Source organism: Treponema zioleckii, assembly GCF_014737315.1.
GTDB classification, from domain to species: Bacteria; Spirochaetota; Spirochaetia; order Treponematales; family Treponemataceae; genus Treponema_D; species Treponema_D zioleckii.
Window position 1 is genome coordinate 14643 of the sequence record NZ_JPUF01000009.1, and the last position, 20249, is coordinate 34891.

Annotated in this window: 21 protein-coding genes; 5 read left to right on the forward strand and 16 right to left on the reverse strand. The window is 42.6% G+C overall.

All coding sequences use genetic code 11. The features are described 5' to 3' along the window. Position 1: 1 nt before the first annotated feature. The 7 genes from JI65_RS03735 to JI65_RS03765 form a co-directional block, all read right to left on the reverse strand. Positions 2-337: a Holliday junction resolvase-like protein gene (locus JI65_RS03735; protein ID WP_242457155.1), complete on the reverse strand. Its 336-nt coding sequence runs from the start codon at positions 335-337 to the stop codon at positions 2-4. Between the two features lie 161 nt (positions 338-498). Next, positions 499-789, reverse strand: a complete 291-nt coding sequence (locus JI65_RS03740; RefSeq protein WP_191014042.1) for a type II toxin-antitoxin system YafQ family toxin — start codon at positions 787-789, stop codon at positions 499-501. Then, positions 779-1003: a hypothetical protein gene (locus JI65_RS03745; RefSeq protein ID WP_191014043.1), complete on the reverse strand. Its 225-nt coding sequence runs from the start codon at positions 1001-1003 to the stop codon at positions 779-781. The genes JI65_RS03740 and JI65_RS03745 overlap by 11 nt, the downstream gene beginning before the upstream one ends. Further along, entirely contained in the window at positions 978-1199 is a 222-nt protein-coding gene (locus JI65_RS03750; RefSeq protein ID WP_191014044.1) for a hypothetical protein, read from the reverse strand. The genes JI65_RS03745 and JI65_RS03750 overlap by 26 nt, the downstream gene beginning before the upstream one ends. Before the next feature lie 141 nt (positions 1200-1340). After that, entirely contained in the window at positions 1341-1658 is a 318-nt protein-coding gene (locus JI65_RS03755) for a hypothetical protein (RefSeq protein ID WP_191014045.1), read from the reverse strand. A gap of 60 nt (positions 1659-1718) precedes the next feature. Further along, positions 1719-3809: a hypothetical protein gene (locus JI65_RS03760; RefSeq protein WP_191014046.1), complete on the reverse strand. Its 2091-nt coding sequence runs from the start codon at positions 3807-3809 to the stop codon at positions 1719-1721. A gap of 138 nt (positions 3810-3947) precedes the next feature. Next, positions 3948-4670, reverse strand: a complete 723-nt coding sequence (locus tag JI65_RS03765) for a DNA-binding domain-containing protein (RefSeq protein ID WP_191014047.1) — start codon at positions 4668-4670, stop codon at positions 3948-3950. Positions 4671-5335: 665 nt separating this feature from the next. Here JI65_RS03765 and JI65_RS03770 point away from each other — a divergent pair. The 3 genes from JI65_RS03770 to JI65_RS03780 all read left to right on the forward strand — a co-directional run bounded on the left by JI65_RS03770 (position 5336) and on the right by JI65_RS03780 (position 9817). Continuing rightward, positions 5336-6997, forward strand: coding sequence for a diphosphate--fructose-6-phosphate 1-phosphotransferase (locus JI65_RS03770; protein ID WP_191014048.1), 1662 nt, complete (start codon positions 5336-5338; stop codon positions 6995-6997). 154 nt (positions 6998-7151) lie between these two features. Then, entirely contained in the window at positions 7152-8444 is a 1293-nt protein-coding gene (locus JI65_RS03775) for a S1C family serine protease (protein WP_191014049.1), read from the forward strand. Between the two features lie 380 nt (positions 8445-8824). Further along, entirely contained in the window at positions 8825-9817 is a 993-nt protein-coding gene (locus tag JI65_RS03780) for an endonuclease/exonuclease/phosphatase family protein (RefSeq protein ID WP_191014050.1), read from the forward strand. Positions 9818-10000: 183 nt separating this feature from the next. Here the strand turns inward: JI65_RS03780 and JI65_RS03785 are convergent, their stop codons facing one another. From JI65_RS03785 to JI65_RS03800, 4 genes are read right to left on the reverse strand one after another with little or no spacing between them, the layout of a single operon-like run. After that, positions 10001-10954, reverse strand: coding sequence for a DNA-methyltransferase (locus JI65_RS03785; RefSeq protein ID WP_191014051.1), 954 nt, complete (start codon positions 10952-10954; stop codon positions 10001-10003). A 38-nt stretch (positions 10955-10992) separates the two neighbouring features. Further along, positions 10993-11685 (reverse strand): type II toxin-antitoxin system RelB/DinJ family antitoxin, encoded by a 693-nt coding sequence (locus tag JI65_RS03790; protein WP_191014052.1) that lies wholly within the window; start codon positions 11683-11685, stop codon positions 10993-10995. A 55-nt stretch (positions 11686-11740) separates the two neighbouring features. Next, positions 11741-12196, reverse strand: coding sequence for a PEGA domain-containing protein (locus JI65_RS03795; protein WP_191014053.1), 456 nt, complete (start codon positions 12194-12196; stop codon positions 11741-11743). Between the two features lie 33 nt (positions 12197-12229). Next, a complete protein-coding gene (locus JI65_RS03800; RefSeq protein ID WP_191014054.1) occupies positions 12230-12907 on the reverse strand; it encodes a JAB domain-containing protein in 678 nt (225 codons plus the stop codon). Positions 12908-13022: 115 nt separating this feature from the next. Here JI65_RS03800 and JI65_RS03805 point away from each other — a divergent pair, with 115 nt between their 5' ends. Then, on the forward strand, positions 13023-13604 hold the full coding sequence (locus JI65_RS03805; protein WP_191014055.1) for a glucosaminidase domain-containing protein: 582 nt from the start codon (positions 13023-13025) through the stop codon (positions 13602-13604). Positions 13605-13685: 81 nt separating this feature from the next. Here the strand turns inward: JI65_RS03805 and pyrH are convergent, their stop codons facing one another. The 5 genes from pyrH to cysS are packed head-to-tail and all read right to left on the reverse strand — an operon-like array spanning position 13686 to position 19023. Further along, the gene (gene pyrH, locus JI65_RS03810) at positions 13686-14381 is read right to left on the reverse strand and encodes a UMP kinase (protein ID WP_191014056.1); all 696 of its coding nucleotides are present in this window, start codon (positions 14379-14381) and stop codon (positions 13686-13688) included. 38 nt (positions 14382-14419) lie between these two features. Then, a complete protein-coding gene (locus JI65_RS03815; RefSeq protein ID WP_191014057.1) occupies positions 14420-16087 on the reverse strand; it encodes a transglutaminase domain-containing protein in 1668 nt (555 codons plus the stop codon). 16 nt (positions 16088-16103) lie between these two features. Then, positions 16104-16913: a hypothetical protein gene (locus JI65_RS03820; RefSeq protein WP_191014058.1), complete on the reverse strand. Its 810-nt coding sequence runs from the start codon at positions 16911-16913 to the stop codon at positions 16104-16106. Then, positions 16894-17457, reverse strand: coding sequence for an RNA polymerase sigma factor (locus JI65_RS03825; protein ID WP_191014059.1), 564 nt, complete (start codon positions 17455-17457; stop codon positions 16894-16896). Before JI65_RS03825 ends, JI65_RS03820 begins: the two co-directional genes overlap by 20 nt. Positions 17458-17493: 36 nt before the next feature. Then, complete coding sequence (gene cysS / locus JI65_RS03830; protein WP_191014060.1) at positions 17494-19023, reverse strand: cysteine--tRNA ligase; 1530 nt, start codon at positions 19021-19023, stop codon at positions 17494-17496. Between the two features lie 127 nt (positions 19024-19150). Between cysS and murB the strand changes: the two genes are divergently transcribed. Further along, a complete protein-coding gene (gene murB, locus JI65_RS03835; RefSeq protein ID WP_191014061.1) occupies positions 19151-20221 on the forward strand; it encodes a UDP-N-acetylmuramate dehydrogenase in 1071 nt (356 codons plus the stop codon). Positions 20222-20249: the final 28 nt, after the last annotated feature.

Sequence of the window (20249 nt, forward strand, 5' to 3'; positions counted from 1 at the left end):
TTTATTCCGCGCGGTAGACGACGTAACGGACGCGACCTGATTCCACGGCGGCTTTTATTTGCTTTTCGCGTTCCGAGAGTTTTGAAGTGCCGGTTTTGACTTCAATAAAAAGCACTTCTTGAATGCTGTCGCTCTGTGCCGCCCCAGGAAAAGCCACAAAATCAATCGGCTTACCAACAAAACGCACGTCTGCCGGGTTGCACGGAAAGTTCGGCAAAAAAGGCGCGACTTGCTCCGTCATCTGTCCGCCTAAAACGGCCCTCGAACGGTTCACGGCATCTTTTCGCTCGCTCCTGATTTTTTCTCTTTGAGAAATCCGCTCAAAAATCTTTCCCAAAAAAAACGCCGTTGCGGCAAGCAAAAAAAAGAACAGCAATATTGCGGAAAGAAGAATCCAAAGATAAACTCTGTCGCTTGCAGAGAGACCTGAAAAAAACGCGGAAAGTTCAGTAAAAAAATTGTGCATGAGATTATTGTCGGCAGAAGGGGCGGGAGAGGTTACAATCCTAGTTCGCTGTGAGAATTTACTCGGTACGCAGTTATGATTAAAATTGTTTCTTTTTTTTCTTCGTTTATCTCTTTTGTATAAATAAGCACAAGGTCTGGCTTTACATGACAATCTCTAAAATCTTTTAGATTTCCTTTTAAGGAATGGTCACGGTATTTTGGTGGAAGGGCTTTTCCTGCTAGGAGCATTTCGACAACAAAATCAACAAGTTTTTTGTCATCATTACTAAGGCTTGCGTATTCTTTTTTGAATTTATTTGTTGTGGCAAAGTTAGAGCGCATTGATTCTTCGGAATTCCTCCATGCTAGAATATGTTTGAAGGGTGCCTGTCTTGATTTGTTCTCGAATCTCTTCGCGGTCTTCCAAAAGACTTTTTTCTAAAGGTGAAAGTTCATCCATAGAAAATGAAACTTTTGGAAAATGAGTTAGAATAAAGTCTTTTATAGATTCTATAATGCTGGAATCTGCATTATTCAATGTCATATTTATAGTCATTTTTAGTTCCTCCGAGTTTTATTATAACACATGCCTGATAAAAAACTCTATGCATTACCCAAGTTTGTTCACGAAAAAATCCATGCACTCCCAGACGGTTGTTCGTCTCGTCGATGAGAAGAGTTTTGTCTACGTAAATGCCGGTGTTCAAGGCGTCAATAAAATTGTCGTTGCCCGGATTAGGATAGATTCCCATAGGCTCGATTATAGCACATTTTGTGCATTTTGTGCGGGGAGTTTGCGGAAAGAGAAAAGCCGTACCAATTGCTGATACGGCTTTGAAGAATACGGCAGCTGTTCCTTGTGGGAATGACTGCCGGTATCATGTATTTGAAAGTTATTCAAAAAAGTGTAGGAACCAATTTAAAAATGGCTCCGAATTCTCATCGAACCAGTGATTGCAAAGGTAGAGGTTGTTTTCAAAAAATGTCTCCTGTGCATAGTAGCGAGAATGTGATTCGTCAGTACGGAATGCTGCAAAATCGCTTGAAAGCAATGGATAATGCAAATTAAAAGTTTGTCTGCAATAGTCACTGTCTTGCAGGTGAGTCATTTCATCTGCTGAAATGGCATTTGCCCGCATAAGTAATTTCATTGCGTGTATAACAAAGTTCTGCAACTGATGTTGTTGCCCATTTATTGTAATCTGAGCCATAAAATATCTCCTAAAAATTTCCCGCACCGCATTTCGCTACGGCACGGAGAAAATGAAAACTTACTTTTTCTTTGCTACACGGAAAGAACAGTTAGCCATCTTTTTAAAGAGAAAATTATAATCATGTCTGTCCCAATAATCATAGAGCCCCGCAAGACCAAAATCATCTAATTTTGTAATTTTATAACATTCACTTGAACCATCGTCATGCTTACAAATACTGTATCCGTCTGCCTTTTTGTTTTTCTTATATTTTTCCCACTTTTTGTCTTTTTCAGTCGGAATAGCACCCCAGTCATCGGGATTTGCTGATTTATTTATGATGTACACAGGAGTAAGACCTGCGGCAATACTAAGACGGTTGCAGAACACCATTATTTCATAAAAATTTATGTTATTAACAGGCAGCAAAGGATTTTTGATAGTACTTGGATTATAGCCCACAAGTTTTTCAAACAAATACTGCGTTACTTCGTAGTTGCCGATTTTATAATCCAAGTAATACGGGGATTCACTATCAACCAGTATGGAAGCGTAGTCCTTTGGCTCTGGGCTGATTTTTGCAAGCATATCAGAAATTTTCTTTGCCTCAGCGTCAGCCTTTGCTTTTGCCTCTGCTGCCTGTTTTTCTGCAAGGGCTTTTTTTTCGGCTTCTGTCGCAGGACGGTAGAATCGTTTACCAATAGAAAATTTCCAGTCTTCTCGGGTTCTGGAAAATTCTCCGATTGAGAATGTGCCACATCCCAAGCTATTCAGTATTGATAAAGCATATTTATCATCAACTCCTGAATTTTGCTGATTTGAATAGAAATACCATTTGTCATTGCTTCTTTCAAAAGGCAAAACAAAAATATATTCTTCACTTTCATTTAACCATAAAGAATCATCGTTGGATTTTGTTATTTTACCATTTGAGATAGCTTCTTTTATTTTATATGCTATTTGTGAATCAGCAATCACATCAATATTTGCGAAACCTGCGTTGCCTTTAAGGTAGTCAATTGTAGGACTTACAGTCTTGTATTTTACATTGGTAAGCTTAGTACCTTGATTGAAACCTCCACCTGAGTTTTCAGCCTTTGCTGTAGCTTCACGTGGAGTCAGAACAAATGAATCTATGCTGTATGTCCATTTTCCGCTGTCCAAAACTTTTATATCAGAGGCAGAAATTCCGGAGATTGTAAAAGCAGAAGAAAATTTTCCCCTTCGATAATCATTTTTACCACCAACATGTGGAAAAGTTCCAAAAGGGGCAGGCTTTCCCATTGAAGCAATTGTTCGTCCGTTCTCATCTTTTATGGAAACTTTTATCGACATATTTTTGTAAGGAACACTGACATCATCTTCCCAAAGCCCCAGTTTATCAGACGGCTCAATCGCTATAAAATTATTCCATGCCGCAACATAGGCTTCCGTTGTTTTTCCGTCATTAAAGCTGAGGCTATTACCATATACCAGCCCCTCACAATAAGATTTTGCTATCGTATACGGATCCAAATCTAAATAACTTTCTTTGTTACTTGTAGTATGAAATTCGCATGGGGCACTAATGAATTTCACTACAGGAATAGTCTTTGAATCTTTAAAAATCGACACCGCAGGCCATTGTTTTGGAATATCAGGCCAGTCAGAACCGTATTTTTTATAAGCCTGTCTGAAAACATAGCAAATCTTAGTACCCATGCGCAAGAATTTTTCACTGTAGACTGCAACCAGTGTAAAATTATAAGAAGCCGTACGGCTTTTCATATCTAAATCGCCTTTCGTGCATTCTAAATTTGTTGTGAAGATTTCTCCAGGGTGTTCGTTCCAATAAATCTCAAAATCTTTGCAAAGTTCAATCCAGCCGTCATAGCGGGAAAAATCATCGTATTCGCCAGGACCTGGATTTGGAATATCATGACCAACATATCCATACTCTCCAAAAATATTATAAATTCTGTCAAATCTTTCCTGTGCTTCTTTTGCATCTCCAAGATTTGTTCCAATTGCATCCCAGTAAGCACCCATTGCGTGTACCCACTGACCTTTTTCCTCATAGGCTTTGCCTTCTGCAAGAAGCTTGTCATACTGAGCCTCGTCCGCAAATGCGAGCGAGGTTCCCAGAACCAGCACAGCAAGAGCCGCAGCTGCCTTCAAAATTCGCTTCATATTTTCCTCCAATGAAAATCTTTTCCTTTCTATTCCATACACTACCGTGTATGACCGTCATACAGCGTAGTGCATTGATGTCATACACGGTAGTGTATGGGTGGCATACAGCATAGTGTATTGCTCCCATACAGGCACTTATGCGCCTACTGCGGTAAGAGTCTTGTTGTAGCCGCCTTTTTTGAGCGTTTTTCCGCTTGTTCCGCGCGTTCCGGTGAGTTTTGTGCGCACTTCCACGGTGAACTCGCCTGCCGTAATGCTGGCTGGGAGAAGCACGAGAAGGCGTGCCGGCTTGTTCTCGATGACGGTGGCACAGTGGATTTCGCCCGAAGAAGTGAGCGCGAAAACTCCCTGCTCCTCGTCCGCCGCGTTGAATTTGAGACGGCTTCCTGTCAACTCCATCACGCTTCCTGCCTTGATTGCACTGCTGTCGCCCGTAACCTTGTCGGTAACGCTCGTGATGTACGGGTCGGTCGAGCTGGTCTCAACCTTCTGCGTGGTCGCCTTGCTTGCCGCTTCGCGCAACGCCGTTCCCGCATTCACGTTCAGCTTGATTGCGTGTCGGGCTTTGTCAAAGCTGTCGGTCTGGTTGGTGAACACGCCTGTGATTGAAAAACTTGTGCTGATGATTGGAGTTGAGATGTTTCCGCCGTTTTCGATTATGTCCGCATAGACTTCGGCTTCGAGCTTCTGGTATGCAGCAATGTCAGCTGCGGTGAGGGAAGAGCCTCGCTTTATCATCTCGTTCGCGATGTCCTCCTGCGAATAGGTTCGTGCGTCCACAACCTGCGCCAGGCAGTCGTCCGGGGCTGCGGTGAGAAGATTCTCGCGTAGAGCGTACTTGATTGAGTTTGTTGCCATCGATTTTGTTCTCCTTGTGATTTTTATATATTGGGCACCTCGAAACCCCTGTTGGTTTTCTGCGGTGCCCGTCGTCTAGCCTACGCTAGACGAGATTTTAAAGGTGAGAACTTCAAAAAACTGAAGTTTTTCGAAGTTCCCATATAAAAAGCACTGCGGGCGCTGCGGGCAAAAACGCACGCCGGCAATGGCATTTTTGAGGAATTGGAAAATTATAACATTTTTTTTCCTGATTGGCATATAACAAAGTGGAACGGCAATACCAACTTTTCTCTTCTCAACATTTGGTTTCGCCGTTCCTCTCAATTTTTGCAGTGCAAAAATTGAATAGTTGGTTTGGGGCAATTTTCCCCGATTGCGGTTGTTGAGCGAAGTCGAAACACAACCACCGCGAGAATATCCGTGTCCGTGGAACGGCAATACCAACTTTTCTCTTCTCAACATTTGGTTTCGCCGTTCCTCTCAATTTTTGCAGTGCAAAAATTGAATAGTTGGTTTTGGGCAATTTTCCCCAACAGTGCGAGCCGCCGCGTTTTGTGAAGCCCCTGCAAGCGCACCCACCAGAGCGACAGTTTTGCTCCGCAAAACTGTCGGGAAACGCACAAGTGAACTCAAATTCTCAAAGACAACTTGTAGCGTTTTCGTAAATTTCGCATAATTTAGCTATGAAAAACATATCTCCGCTACAAAAAGCACGCTATGCTTACAAACCGGTCATACCGCAATTGTTGATGAAAAATCCCTCGCTGATTGAATTAAAAAAAGAAGAACTTTTAAAAAACGAAGTTGATGAGCGGATTAAAAATGAATTTGCTTTTACGCACACAACCCAGGCAGTCACTTTTAAGGACGGAAAAAATCCACAGGCCTTAAAACCGAGGAACGTCGGCGTTCTGCTCTCAGGCGGGCAGGCTCCCGGCGGTCACAACGTCGTGGCAGGACTTTTCGACGCGATTTGTGAGTCCAACCCTGAGTCAAAGCTGATTGGCTTTCATTTGGGGCCGTCAGGTCTTGTGAACGGCGACTACGAAATCCTTACAAAAGAAATCGTGGATTCTGTTCGGAATACCGGCGGATTCGACATTATTGGCTGCGGACGGACAAAAATCGAAACGGACGAGCAGATAGAAAAGGCTGTGAGCGTCATAAAATCGCTCAATCTCGATTCACTCGTAATAATCGGGGGCGACGACTCAAACACGAACGCTGCGATTCTTGCCGAAGTCTTTAAGAAAAAAGAAGTTCCCTGCCAGGTCATCGGAATCCCAAAGACCATTGACGGGGACCTAAAAAACGAATACATCGAGGCGTCGTTTGGATTCGACACGGCCACAAAGTTTTATTCGAGCGTAATCGGAAGCCTTGCCCGCGACACGATGTCTTCAAAAAAATACTGGAATTTCGTAAAACTCATGGGCCGCTCCGCAAGTCACATTGCTCTTGAATGTGCTTTGCAGATTCAGCCGAACGTGTGCCTGATTGGAGAGGAGATTAAACAAAAAGGCGCGAGCCTTGCCCAAGTAATTGACCACATTTGCGACGTGATTTCAAAGCGCGCTTTGAACGGCGAAAATTACGGCTTGGTTCTGATTCCTGAAGGAATCGTGGAATTTATTCCTGAGACCGCGAATTTGATTCTTGAGCTGAACATAAACTGGCAGGAATTTGAAAAAGTTTATGAATCGCTAAAAAATCTTACCGAAAAAAAAGCTTGGCTCAAAGACAGACTCACTTTGAATGCGTTTGCAACTCTCTGCGAACTTCCTGACGAGATTGCGGAGCAGTTTTTGGCTTTGCGTGACCCTCACGGAAATATCATCGTTTCAAAAATTGAGACCGAAAAGCTTTTTATCGGAATGATTCAGTCGCGGCTTTTAAAAATGCGCGCAAACGGTGAGTACAGCGGGCATTTTTCGCCGATGGCGTTCTTTTACGGCTACGAGGGACGCTGCGTAATGCCTTCGAATTTTGACTCGAATTACTGCTACGCGCTTGGCCGCACGGCATTCTTGCTGATTGCGAACGGGCTTACGGGCTACATCGCCACGGTGCGTAACTTGGAGCAGAATGCGGAGAACTGGATTTGTGGCGGAATCCCGCTCACGATGATGATGAACGTGGAAATCCGAAAAGGAGTGCCGAAGCCTGTCATTGAAAAATCTCTCGTCGATTTGAACGGAAAACCGTTCCTGGAATTCGCTCAGAAGCGCGATGAATGGGCGTTCAACACGGAATATGTTTTTACGGGGCCGATTCAGTATTTTGGTCCTTCCGAATGTTGCGACCGCATAACGCGCACTTTGCAACTAGAAAAAGCGCGGGGATAAAAGTAGAATATTTATAGATTAATTTATGGTTTAGGCTTAATGTCGAGTTTTGAAAGTAGACACTGACTTATACCCGACATTCGGCCTGTCATTCCGAACTTGATTCGGAATCTATAAATATTATTTGCAACACTAGTATTTTTACGGAGTTAAAATGAAGCTTTATTCAAAATTTCAAATGATTCGGAACGTTTCGTTTGGCGTGATTGCAGGAGTTTTTATTGCTGCCGCCGGATATATGATTTTGCAGGGAAAATCTGATGACTCAGAGCGCACCAACGTTGGGGAAAACTCCGAAGTTTCCCTAAAAAAAACTGCTGACGGCGAGTCGGGGGAGGCGGAATCTACTGCCAATGCCGAAAAAACGCTTGCGGAAGTTCGGGGCGAGTCCACGAACGGCGTTGAGCAGATTCAGGGAACTACGGTGGCAAGCACGAAGACTGAATACACTCAGGACGAGCTGCAGAATATTTCTGTTTACGAAAAGTGCAACGAGGCTGTCGTGAACATCACCACGCAGGAAATGGCATACAACTGGTTCTTTGAGCCTGTCTTGCAGGACGGAGGAACTGGTTCCGGCTCGATAATCGACAAGCGCGGTTACGTCGTTACGAATGTTCACGTAATCAGCAATGCAACAAAAATCAGCATCTCGCTTGCCGACGGCTCAACTTACGAGGGCGTTGTGGTCGGCAAGGACGTTGAGAGCGATATTGCCGTTTTAAAGTTTGACCCGCCTGCCGGAAAAGAACTTAAAACAATCGGGTTCGGTGACAGCGAGAGCCTAAAAGTCGGTCAGAAAGTGATTGCAATCGGTAATCCGTTTGCCCTTGAGCGCACGATGACCACCGGAATCATCTCCGGTCTTGGCCGCCCGATTCAGGAAAGCACGAACGTTATCATCCGAAATATGATTCAGACTGATGCTGCAATCAATCCGGGCAATTCCGGCGGTCCGCTTTTGGACACTCAGGGCCGAATGATTGGAATCAATACGATGATTATTTCAAATTCTGGAAGTTCTGCCGGAATCGGATTTGCAGTGCCTGTTTCTACGGCAAGACGTGTCGTAAATGATTTGATTCAGTACGGCAAAGTGAACCGCGGTAAACTTGCCATCGCTCCGGTGCAAATGACTTCAAGAATCGCTCAGTATCTCGGAATAAAAATCGGTTACGGAATCCTTGTAAGCGAAGTTCAGTCTGGCTCGAACACGGCTCAGGCTGGCATTAAGGGCGGAACGCGCGCCGTTCAGTACGGAAGCCGATTCAATCCAAAAACTTTCTATGTTGACGGTGATATAATCACAAAAATCGACAGCGTTGACATTCAGACTTACGCGGATTACACGAGCGCGCTGGAGGCAAAGCGACCTGGCGACGTCGTTACCGTGACTGTTTTCCGCGACGGAAAGTTCGTTGTCCTAAAAGTAAAACTCGACAGCTAGTTGAGCGAATGTCAGTGTGCTTCCATTTATAGGCTTGCAGGTGTAAAAAATTGTCTGCACTACCGCGAAAAAATGTTTTTGTTCACGCGGTGCAAGGTGTAAGGAAAATTATTAACGCCGCAAAGCGGCTCACCTTGCAAACGTTCACAAAAGCCATTTTTTCGCTCTCGTTCCGACAATTTTTTTAGTCACTTTGCCCATAATGTGGAGACCCTGATACAGAATCTCTGAAGTCTGCCATTCCCGTGCTGGTTGCTGAGCGTCGTCGAAGCATGTCACGGGAATCTTGCAGTGAGATAAATAACTGTTATTTTAGATTTTTTTCCAAAATTTTTAGGAATTCTTTGTTCAAAAACGGAAGTAACTATATAGAGGTTTTTATGAAAAAAATTGTTTCTATATGTTTTTCCGTTTTTGTTTTTTTGGCGATTTTCGGGGCTTGTGCCATTTCGAGTTCATGCAGCGAATCTTCCAAAAATGAAAAAGAGGTTTCTATTTTGAATTGGAATCTTGAGACTTTTTTTGATGCCCAATTTGACGGCAACGAGTACAAAGAATTCAAGAATTCAAAATCTGGTTGGTCAAAAGAAAAATATTGCGCGCGCCTTGAACGGCTTTGCGAAGTCATAAAGGCGATGGATTGCGATATTGTTGTAATGGAGGAACTTGAAAAAAAGGAGCAGCTTTATGATATTTCAAACAGGCTGTCCGGCTCCTTTTCGCGTTCGGATTTGTATTCCTACGGTTGTTTTTCCGCGGCAAAAAATGCTTCAATCGGTTCGGGGATTATTTCGCGTTATCCGATTTTAAATGTGTCGGTTCACGAACTTTCCATTTCTTCGGAAGATTCTTCACAGCCTTCAATGCGTCCGATTATTCAGGCTGATTTTTTGATTGACGGAAAACCGCTCACAGTTTTTGTAAATCACTGGAAAAGCAAGAGTGGAGGCGAAGCTGAAAGCGAAGTTTGGCGCGATTATCAGGAAAAGCAACTTTCCCGCCTTATACGTTCTTCCCAAAAATCGGATTACGCGGTGATTGCCTGCGGAGATTTTAATCGTGACATCAGCGAGTTTGCTTTTAGGCAGGGGGAAAAACTTAATATTTCGCTAAAAGGCGAAGAAGAAACTTTCGTCCACTCACCGTGGTTCAATCAGACTGGCGAGCTTATTGAGCCGGGAAGTTATTGGTTCAGGGACGAGTGGGAACGGATTGACAATTTTTTTGCTGCCGAAAATGCTACAATCACGTATTTTGCTCCTCAGATCGGCGGCGCGTGGGCAGATGCCGAAGGGCATCCGCAGTCATACAAACTTTACAACGGTTCGGGGTATTCAGACCATTTGCCAATAAAATGTACCGTGGCTTTTTAAACTGATTCCGGCGTGGAAAATTCGGTGGTTGTGTTTCGACAAACTCAACAACCAAGCTAAGTCGAAAGCATCTTAAATATAGATGCTGAACTTGTTTTGGAATCTGTAATTTTCTGACACTGATAAACACGGATTTTTTATCTGTGCCTCATCACTGTTCATCTGCGTTCATCTGTGTCAAATTTAGTCGTTCGGGGCGGTGTTTCTTTCGTAAAAAATACCGTCTTTGTATCCTTGAATGTTTTTGTTTTCGTTTGCCATTTCGAGTCGGTATTCTGTAAATTCGCAGTATCGCTTCTCTTTTTCGATTCCGCACCAATGCCTGCCGAGTTTTTTTGCCGTCACGGATGTGCTTCCGCTTCCGCAAAACGGGTCAAAAACCGTATCGCCGGCGTTTGAAGAGGCTAGAATCAGCTTTGCGAGCAACTTTTCGGCTTTTTGCGTTGGATGAGCTGTGTTTTCTGCCATCGACCAAAACGGAATCGAAATGTCGCTCCAAAAATTTGAAGGGCAGGTGTCCCTAAAATTTCCTTGCTCGCTTTCTGACCAATCTTTTGGTTTTCCGTCTTGTTTGTACGGTGCAATGACTTTTCGGCGCATTTTTACTGCATCGAGGTTAAAAGTGTATTCATTTGATTTTGTGACGAACCAAATGTCTTCGTGGCAGTTCTTCCAGTTCGCTTTTGCACCCCGGCCTTTTTCTCGTTCCCAAGTGATTCGGTTCTGGATTACGAGTTTTTTTTCGGCTTCAAGCGTGCAGAGAACGTCTGCAATCGTAATGCTGGATTTCCAGTCGCAGCAAATGTACATCGTTCCGTTTGATTTTAGAATCGGAAGGCAAAGCGCCACCCAATTTTTTGTGTATTCAAAATATTCTTGCGACGTTCTTTCTTTGAATTTTGTTGAATCGTAAGTTTTTTCAAGATTGTAGGGCGGGTCAGCGATTATCAATTCTGCAAAGTTTCGCGGCATATTCTCAAGGATTTTAAAAGAATCGCCGCAAAGCGTTTTATCGAGAATTTCTTCGGAGGCAAGAGTTTTGTTTTCTGCCGGAAAAAAACATCTTTCGAGATATTTTTGCCCTTCTGCCTCCGAAAAGTCGATGGTTTTATTTCTGCTTGATTTGTTTTCAGGCATTTTGATTTCTTTTCCTTTTGCGCACCTACGTTTTTATCCTATTCCCAGCAGTCAAAAATATTGTCTGGAAGATTTTGGTCTTCTTCCTCATCTTCGTCAACAGTATCAGCGTTCTCGCTGTTTTGTTCAGTTGCATCTGCAGGAATGTTTTCGTTTTTGCTTTCAGTTTCTTTTGTTGGTTTTGCCTCTGTTTTAGGGGTATTTCCCGCAATTTCCTGTTTTTTGGCAAGCTCCGCTTCTTCGTTTTCTTCAAATTCTGGTGTGCAGTCCGAAGATTCAAGGCTTCCTCGCATTTCTGCCACTAAGGTTTCATTTGCTGCCACGCGAGCCGCAATTTCAGGCGTTACGAACGAAACTTCCGCCGTGCTTGGCTGCTCATTTTCTTTTGCGCTGCAAGTTGGCTCTTCTGCCTGTGCGGATTCAGTTTTGGCTACGCAAGTTTCTTCTGTTTTTTCTGCTTCCTTGGCTTCCTCGCATTCATTAGATTCCGTTGTAGTTTCGTCAGCTTGTGAGTTTTCTTTTGGTTCTTCTGGTTTTGCTTCTTTAATTTCCGTCTTTTCGTCAGCATTTTCTGGCATGACAATCTGGAACGGAAGTCCGCGTCTCAAAACTGCCTGTGAAATAAAAATATTAACAGCAGAATCCAAAGTCATTCCGAGCTGTTCAAAAAGTTCTGTCGCTTTGTTTGCGAGTCGTTCATCGATTGAAAAAGTAAATTCCTTTTTAGACATAGAATAATTATATCGAAAAGCAGAAACATGAAAAATATGGGTTGCTCTAAAAAATTCAGTTTTTTGAATCAAGTTTGAAAAGCTGAACGTAAAAAGTTTTTGATTTTCCGTATTCAACTTCAATCAACGCGGATTCTGTTTTGTAACCTGATTTTTCAAGGCGCAAAAAGTACGTGCCTTCAACGAGTCCCGTCAATTTTAGAGTCGTGTATCCCTGAAACTGATTGTTCACGAAAACTTTCGTCTTTTTTTCATTCGATTTGATTATGATTTGTGTTTCCCGCTCAGCAATCGAAGAAATTTCCTCCGCATTTAGTTCTGGGATTTCTTCCGCCAAAAGATTTTTCGAAAAAATTGCGCTGAGCAGCAGCTGAATTAAAACGAGCACAAAAAAACGATAAAAGTTTGAGTGCATAAAATTTGGGCAAGTTGATTTTTGCATTGTTCCTTCTTTTGTGGAAGCCCCAAAAAAATCTGTAGTTTTCTGCACTGTATACAGAATAGATGTCATCTGTTTTGGAGCTTTCCGCTGATTTTAATTCTATCAGTCTTCCGTTAGCATGTCATTTTCCAAAAACGAAAAATAACCGTTTCTGGTGATGATTACGTGGTCGAGCAGCGCGATTCCGAGCAGTTTTGAGGCTTTTAAGATTTCGTGCGTAGTCTGAATGTCCGCAGAACTTGGAAAAGCCGCCCCTCCGGGATGGTTGTGCGCGATGATTATTGCCGAGGCACGTTCTTTTACCGGTTCCGAGAAGATTTCTGCCGAGCGGAGCACGGCCATGTTCCCCGAACCGACGCAAACGACTCTAATCGACAAAATCTCCTTTGAGCCGTTCATGCTTATGCACAAAAAATGTTCCGTCGGCTGCATTGCGTAGCTTTTTATGAACGGAATCACGTCCGTAGGGCTGCTCAGAACCGCTTGCGGGTTTCTGTTCATTCGCCTGCCGAATTCCAGTGCCGCCGCCACCGCCAGAGCCTTGTTTTTCCCGATTCCATCGATTTTTTGCAGGTTCTGAATCAGGTTGTCGCTATTGCTTGCCAGAACAACGTCCAGCACATCTTTTGAAAGCATTTCGATTTTCTTTTTTCGGGTTCCGCTCCCAAGAATCAGCATTATTAATTCAAAATCGGAAGGAAAATCCAGTCCGTTTGCCAACGTAAGCTCCCTTATTTGGAGTCTGTCCTCATTATTATCATTGAAAAAATATTTTTTCACATAAATATAACTTCCCTTTTTTGACACAAAATTTCGATTTTTTAGAATAATCTTTTGTTATAGTTCATTTTTTTATTTTCCTAAGAATTCTATTTTGATTTCCGAAATTTTAAGAATGAAAAGATTTTGCTATTTTTTGATTGTCACTTTTTTATCGTTTCTTTTATTTTCTTGTGTTTCAAGCCGTGCTTCTGAGGAATGTTCGCGAGTGCTTTCCGAGCCGGGCATAAAATCTGCCGACCAATTGACTAATTTTTTTCTCGCAAAAAATCCAGATGCGGACAAAAAACAAGTTTTCCGCCTTGCAAAATATTATGTTGCTGAATGCAAAACTGAAGGAATCAATTCGGATTGTGCGTTCGTTCAGATGTGTTTGGAAACAGGCTTTTTGACTTACGGGAATCTCGTAACTCCTGATATGAATAACTTTTGCGGTTTAGGTGCGATTGATGCAGAGCATCGCGGTGAGTATTTTGCGACCGAGGAACTTGGTGTTCGCGCCCACGTGCAGCATTTGCACGCATATTCCACTACGGAGGAGAGCGTTCTTCACAACGATTTGATTGACCGACGCTACAAATATGTTAAGCCTCGTGGAAAAGCCCCTACGGTGTTCGAACTTGCCGGCACTTGGGCTGGTGATAAAGAATACGGCAGCAAACTTGATTCATTGCTGAGCCAGCTTGCCGCCTATTAATAGACTTGTTCGGAAAACTGAAGTTTTAGAACACCTCTAATTTAGGGAACTTTGAAAAGCTTCAGTTTTTCAAGGTAACTTTTATTTTATCGTTGTTCCGACGTAATTTTTGCCTTCAAGAATTGCCTTTGTATTTTCGATATTTTTTCCGCCGGCACAAATAACTTTAAGCCCCATGCTTTCTGCTTTTTTGCTTGCGATTGGGTCGAACGGGCAGTTCTTTCCAGGAACCCATTCGTCACCGACCATCTTTCTAAAATCTGCCCAAGAGATTTCGTCCAGCGGTTTTGCCTCCGGATTTTTTCTTGGGTCGTCGGTGTAAACTTTTTCGATGTTGCTTAAATTTACAACTGTGTCTGCACTGAATTTTTCAGCGAGAAGAACTGCATCATTGTCTGTCGAAAATCCTGGTTTCCAGCCTGCCGCAACAAGAATTTTTCCTGTAAATTCGTTCGCCGCTGTTGGATCCGTAACTACGCTTTCTTTGCACAAGTCGCCAAAGCTTGCTTTTACGAACTGCGCGTTAAGTCTGGTCGCCATAATTCCAATCCAGTCCGCCGCATCTGTGCCTGCGTTTTCCGCTGTATTTGTCACTTCTCTGAATGCTTTCTGGTAGATTCTTGCTGGACCGCCGCCGCCGACTACGAGAATGAGCCGGTCATTTGGATTGGCTTCAAGAAAATCTTTTACCATTTTTACAAATTTGCCAACGAATTCTGTGTCTGGATATTCTGGGGCTACGATTGAGCCGCCTACAGATAAAACTTTTGTGTTCATAAAATCCTCCGTCTTCAAAATCTAAAAAGTGCCTGCCGTCAGTTTATTTCGCTAACAACAGGATTGCTCCAATGTGAAGTGTAATTTACGTTCTCGTCGCTGGATTCTTCCCAAACCGATTGCAATGCAAATGTTTTTTGCATTCTCGTGACTTTGCTTTTTTCCTGCGACATTGATTTCATTTCGTTCCAGCCAATCGAAAAAATTATGTGCTGGTTGTCGAGATTTCCAAAATAATAATTTTTTGAGTCTGAGATTCGGTCAAAAGCCTTTAATTCCCGTCCGAGTCCCATTGCAACGTCAACAGGAACCCAGCCGAAATTTTCAATGTAGAATTCCGTCCACCAGTGAATTTTTGAAGACTTGTCCGAGTTTACGATAATTCCGCTCACAGGATTTGCGATGATTCCGAGGGAACGTAAAAGTTCTGTGTAAAAAATCGCAAAATCGTAAGCGTCGCCGTGGCTGATTTTTACAAGCTCTTCCGGTGCCGCCGTATTTTCGCGCAATTTTTCAGAAAGCGTGTAATATGAAACGATGTAGTCGTAGACTTTTCGTGCCTGATTGTAAATGTTCGTTTCGTTCTGCACGATTTTTTTTGCAAAAGCAATGATTTGCTCTGAATCGCTTTTTATGATTTTGTCAGCCTGCAAAGCCGTGCTGTAAAACTTTTTTGTCTCTTCGCTGTAAGGCTGCACGTTTTTTGGCGCAATTTGAGTCGAAACCTTGTAAGTGCCGACTCTGTAAATCTGATTCAGAAGAATTTTTTTGCCTTGATTCATTTTTGTAAGGTCAACTTGATTTACAATTGTGTTTTTGTAGTTAAAAATTACCGGGTCTGGCATGTAATCCGCAAGTTCCACGAACGGCTGCTGCGCGCTTGTTTGCGGGCGAGGAACTCTCATTGTCACAGTTGTAAGATTTTTTGGCTCGTTGCATTCAACGTCTTCAATCAGCTGGACCACATATTTTTTTCTTGCGGTAAATGATTTTGTTCCGACTGGACTTGAAATCTCGATTGAATAACCGTTGCTCGTGCCTTCGTCAGTTTTTACGCACACAACTCCACTTTTTGCTCCGTCCGGAACGATTACATGAATCTCGTTTTCGCTCCAGTAGGCATAGCCTTCGTTCTTTACGGCAATAAATTTTTTTTCTTCGTCCGCATCGTCCCTGTTCGCGGTGAACAAAACTTGGTTTTTGCCACGCACAGAGCCAAAGTTATTGCCGGCAATCGTAATTGTTTCGCCAAAAACAGCTTTGTCTTTTGTTGAAGAAATGACTGGGAGAAGAATTTTTTTATCTGTTTGTGCGGGTACTGGAAGTGAAGGGGCGTTCACGAAAAATCCCGGTTCGGATTTGCCGGATTGAGTTGTTACGAAAACTAAACCGTCCTGAACGTTTGACGGTAAAACCAATTTTATTTGGCTGTCTGTCCAAGAAGTGTATCCGCTGGCAGTGATTCTGCTGCCGCCAATCTCAACATAGCCGAGACCTCTCGTGCTCCCAAAGTTAACACCCTTGATTACGAGCATGTCTCCAGCGGAGCCTACCGGCGGATTAATCGACTCGATAATCGGAATTTTCTTCGTTTTTATTGAGATGAATGAAATTGCAAAAACCGCAATTCCAATAAAAAACAAATACGATACAACTCTAAAAATTGCCGACTTACGAAAAAGAAGAGAAATATTTCCAGATTTCAAAATTTATTCCTGAATATTAGTTTTCCGAAATATTTGGTGCGCTGAAATTCGGAATCTCACCAATATATTCGTTATAACCATTATATTGATTATATCCGTTTATTTCATCAGGTAATTCATGGAATTTTGGAACTGAAAATCTTCTTGTTGAGCCTCGCATTGAGTCTGGTATGAACACATCAACAGAACGCAAGTTATTCCTGAGTGATTTTGATGCAAGAGAGCTTGAGGCAAGCGAAGTTGCCGGCACAGTTTTTTGCGAGGTTATTACTGTTGCCGGAACGTCAAGCTGGTCTTCTGAATAATCGTTTACAGCTCCGAATACCGAGGCAAGTGCGTCCGAACGAATGTCTCCGTCAATGATAACGTTGTTTTCCGCAAGCGGCGTGATATTTCCGGTATTTGCGTTCGCAAGGCTGATTGTTTTTAGTTCCCCGTTAAGCGGTGAAAGCCCTGAACGGGCCGTCATAAACGTTGGCGCAACGATTACAGCAAAAACTGCCGCTGCCGCAAAAGGAACTGTCCAACGCGCTATGTTTGAGAAGGCAAACGGAGATTTTTCAGTTGACTGTTGAATGACTTTGCTGTACTTCATTTTTGTCATCAGTCTGTCAAAACTTGCGTCAATGAATTCCTGAGTGATTTCTTTGTCTTTCTTCTCGGAATCTTCTTTTAGCAATTCATGAATTTTCTGCATTTTTTTTAGTTCTGCAGAACTTTTTTCTGAGGATTTTACGAGAGTTTCGTATTTTTCAACGAAATCGTCAGGCAATTCGCCGTCGAGGTAAACAGAATGTAAATCTTTTTCAGGATAAGTAGACATCATTGCTCCCTATAAGTTTTTCAAGCTGTGCACGTGCGCGGAACATTCGGACTTTTACGTTGCCCTCGGTAATTCCGAGCACCTTACCGATTTCGCGGTAGTTCAAGTCACCGTATTCGCGGAGCACAAGCACTTCCCGCAAACTTTTTGGAAGCTTGTTCAATGCTTCCAAAACTTTTTCTTTTGATTCTTCTTTTAATAAATCTATTTCGCCGGAGGTGGCCTGTCTGTGATCCTCGTAAAAAGCCTTGTGATAAGCCTTGCTTTCGCGGGTTTTGCGTTTTGCGTAGTTCAGGGAGGCGTTTTTTACGACGCGTATGAGCCAGAACTTTGCATCGTCCAAACTCGGAAAAACAAGCGCTTTTTCGTTGGCCTTGATATAAGAATCATGTACAAGATCTTCGGCTGCTTCTTCGTCATTTACGACGCGCCAAGCGATTTTGTAGAGAATAGCAAAAGTTTCATTATATAAAGTTCTGAAATCCGCAGGATTTGCCGCATTCAGTGGTTTTGCCTGCGAATTTCCTTTTATCAAATTCGAAAACACAATAATTCCTAAAAGTTACATTAAAAATCAAAAAAATTATCCACGCTTCCAGATTGGTCCTGTCGGCGTGTCAATGATTGTGATTCCTCTGGCTAAAAGCAGATTACGAATCTCATCTGATTTGGCAAAATCCTTTGCTTTTTTTGCGGATGTTCTTTCCGCAACGAGTGCGTTGATTTCTTCAGCTTCAGGATCTCCTGCATGGTCATCGGAACTAGCTTTTTCTTCATTTTCGGCATTTTTGATTAGTTCAAAAGCATTTTCGATAACGCTCAGGCTGAGAACTTTGTCCATTTTGTAAATTGCGGACAGAGCCTCGGAGGCTTTTCGGCCCTTTCCGTTTGATTCTTTTTGCATAGCCGAGAGTGCAATCGGGGTTGCAAGGTCATTTTCAAGTCCTTCCCTGAATCTCTTTTCGTTTTCCGATTCAAAATTGATTTTTGAAAGAATCTCTGCGAAATTTTCAGGCGTAAGTCCCAGATTTTCGGTCGTGTTGGCTTTTTGAATCAGTTTTGCCACACGCTGATTCAATGCGTTTCTGCCGTCCCGTGCGCCGTTCATTGCGTCCCAAGAAAAATAAATCTGTTTGCGGTAATGTCCGCCCAACAGGAAGAATCTGTAGTCAAGCGCGCTGTAGCCTTTGTCGAGCAGTGTCTGGAGCCGCAAGAAATTTCCTGACGACTTTGACATTTTGTTTCCGCCCTCAATTACAAGGAATTCATTGTGAAGCCAGTATTTTACCCACGGACCTTCTTTTGCTTCTTCTTCCGTGAACGAACCTTCGGACTGTGCGATTTCGTTCGTGTGGTGAACCGGCACGTGGTCGATTCCGCCTGTGTGAATGTCGATGTGTTTTCCGAGGTACTTCATGCTCATTGCAGAGCACTCAATGTGCCAGCCCGGATAGCCTGCTCCCCACGGAGAGTCCCAAATCATCGCCTGATTTTCGAATTTTGATTTTGTGAACCAAAGTACGAAGTCAGAAGGATTTCGTTTGTTTTCATCTATAATAGAAAGTTTTCTGCGTCCGGCACCGGCTTTCAATTCGTCAAGATTCAAATTTGCGAGTTTTCCGTAATTCGGATAAGTCGAAACGTCAAAGTAAAGGTTTCCGCCTGCCATATAGGTGTGTCCGTTCGCTTCGAGTTTTTTGATAAGCTCGATCATTTCTGGAATATGTTCGGTGGCCTTGCAGATTACGTCTGGGTGACGGATATTGAGCGCGTCAATGTCTTTCATGAATGCGTCGGTATAGAATTTAGCGATTTCAAGAACCGACTGATGGCGTTCAGCGGCGCTCTTTAGCATTTTGTCCTCGCCGTCGTCGTTGTCGCCCGTAAGGTGTCCTACATCCGTAATGTTCATTACGTGAGTTATGTCGTAGCCAAGATAAGTTAAAGTCTTGTCAAGAATATCCAAAAAAATGTATGCGCGTAGATTTCCGATATGAGCGTAATTATAAACCGTAGGTCCGCATCCGTAAAATCCGACGTGTTTTCCGTTAGGATCTACCGGCACGAATTCTTCCATTTTTTTTCCCATTGTGTTGAAAAGTTTTAAAGCCATAGTTTTAACCTCGTTTAACTTCCAAATTTATATGAGAACGCCAGAATTTTTTAATAATTTGCGGAATTTTCAATTTATTAACAAACAAAGAATGACGTTCTTTTTTTATTGATATATAATTTAGTCTATGATTTTAAGCGAATTTATTCATCTGTTCAACGAACAGAATCAAGACGATATAAATGATTTTAGCAAATTTGATTTTTATTCTGAATTCAAATCGAAATTTAAAGGCAGCATAAAAAATGGCGAGTTGATGAAAAATCATACTACCATGCGCGTTGGCGGACTTGCTCCGATTTTCTTTGAGCCTGCAAACGAGGAAAGTTTGGTTTGCGCAGTTGAGTTGTGCAAAAAAGCCGGCGTAAGATTTTTTGTTTTGGGCGGCGGAAGCAACACTATTTTGCCTGAGGAAATCGATTTTGCAATTATTTCCACAAAATATTGCGGAAATTGTGATTCTGAGGAAAAAATAAAATTCAGCTCGTTCAAGAAAAACAACGAGGAATATTCTGTTTTGAGTTGCTCCGCAGGTGCAACTTGGGGACAAATTTGTAATTTTTGCCGCGAACAGAAAATCCTTGATTTTGCGCCGTTTTCGGGGCTTCCAGGAACTGTTGGCGGGGCGATTTTTATGAACGCGTCCTGCTTTGGCTTTAGCACGGACGAAAACCTGATTTGCGTGCGATATTTTGATTTGGACGACTTTAAGATTCATAGTTACGTTATGAGCAAATATCAGGGAATCTATGATTCCGTTCAGAATGTGCGCAATGGCAAAGATGATGATTGGGGGTACAAAAAGTCTCCTTTCCAGTCAAAAAGCAATTTTTTGATTCTTTCTGCGGATTTCCTTGTTCTTAATAAAAATACCGAATCTCAGGATGTTGTAAATTCTTTGTATTCAAAATATACGCAGGAGCGGAATGCAAAAGGGCAGTTTGCGGCTCCAAGTGCTGGCAGCGTTTTTAAGAACAATTTGGAAAAAGGTATTATTGCCGGCAAAGTGATTGATGAGTGCGGGCTAAAAGGAACTGCCGTTGGCGGTGCAAAAATTGCTGACTGGCATGGAAATTTCATTATAAATCCTGAGCGAAATGCTACTTCAAAGGATATTCGGGAACTAGTGGATTTTATAAGGAAAGATGTTAAAAAGAAAAAGAATATTGATTTGGAATGTGAAATTCTTTTTGTGTGATAATTAAATTTGAATTAAAATTAAGGCT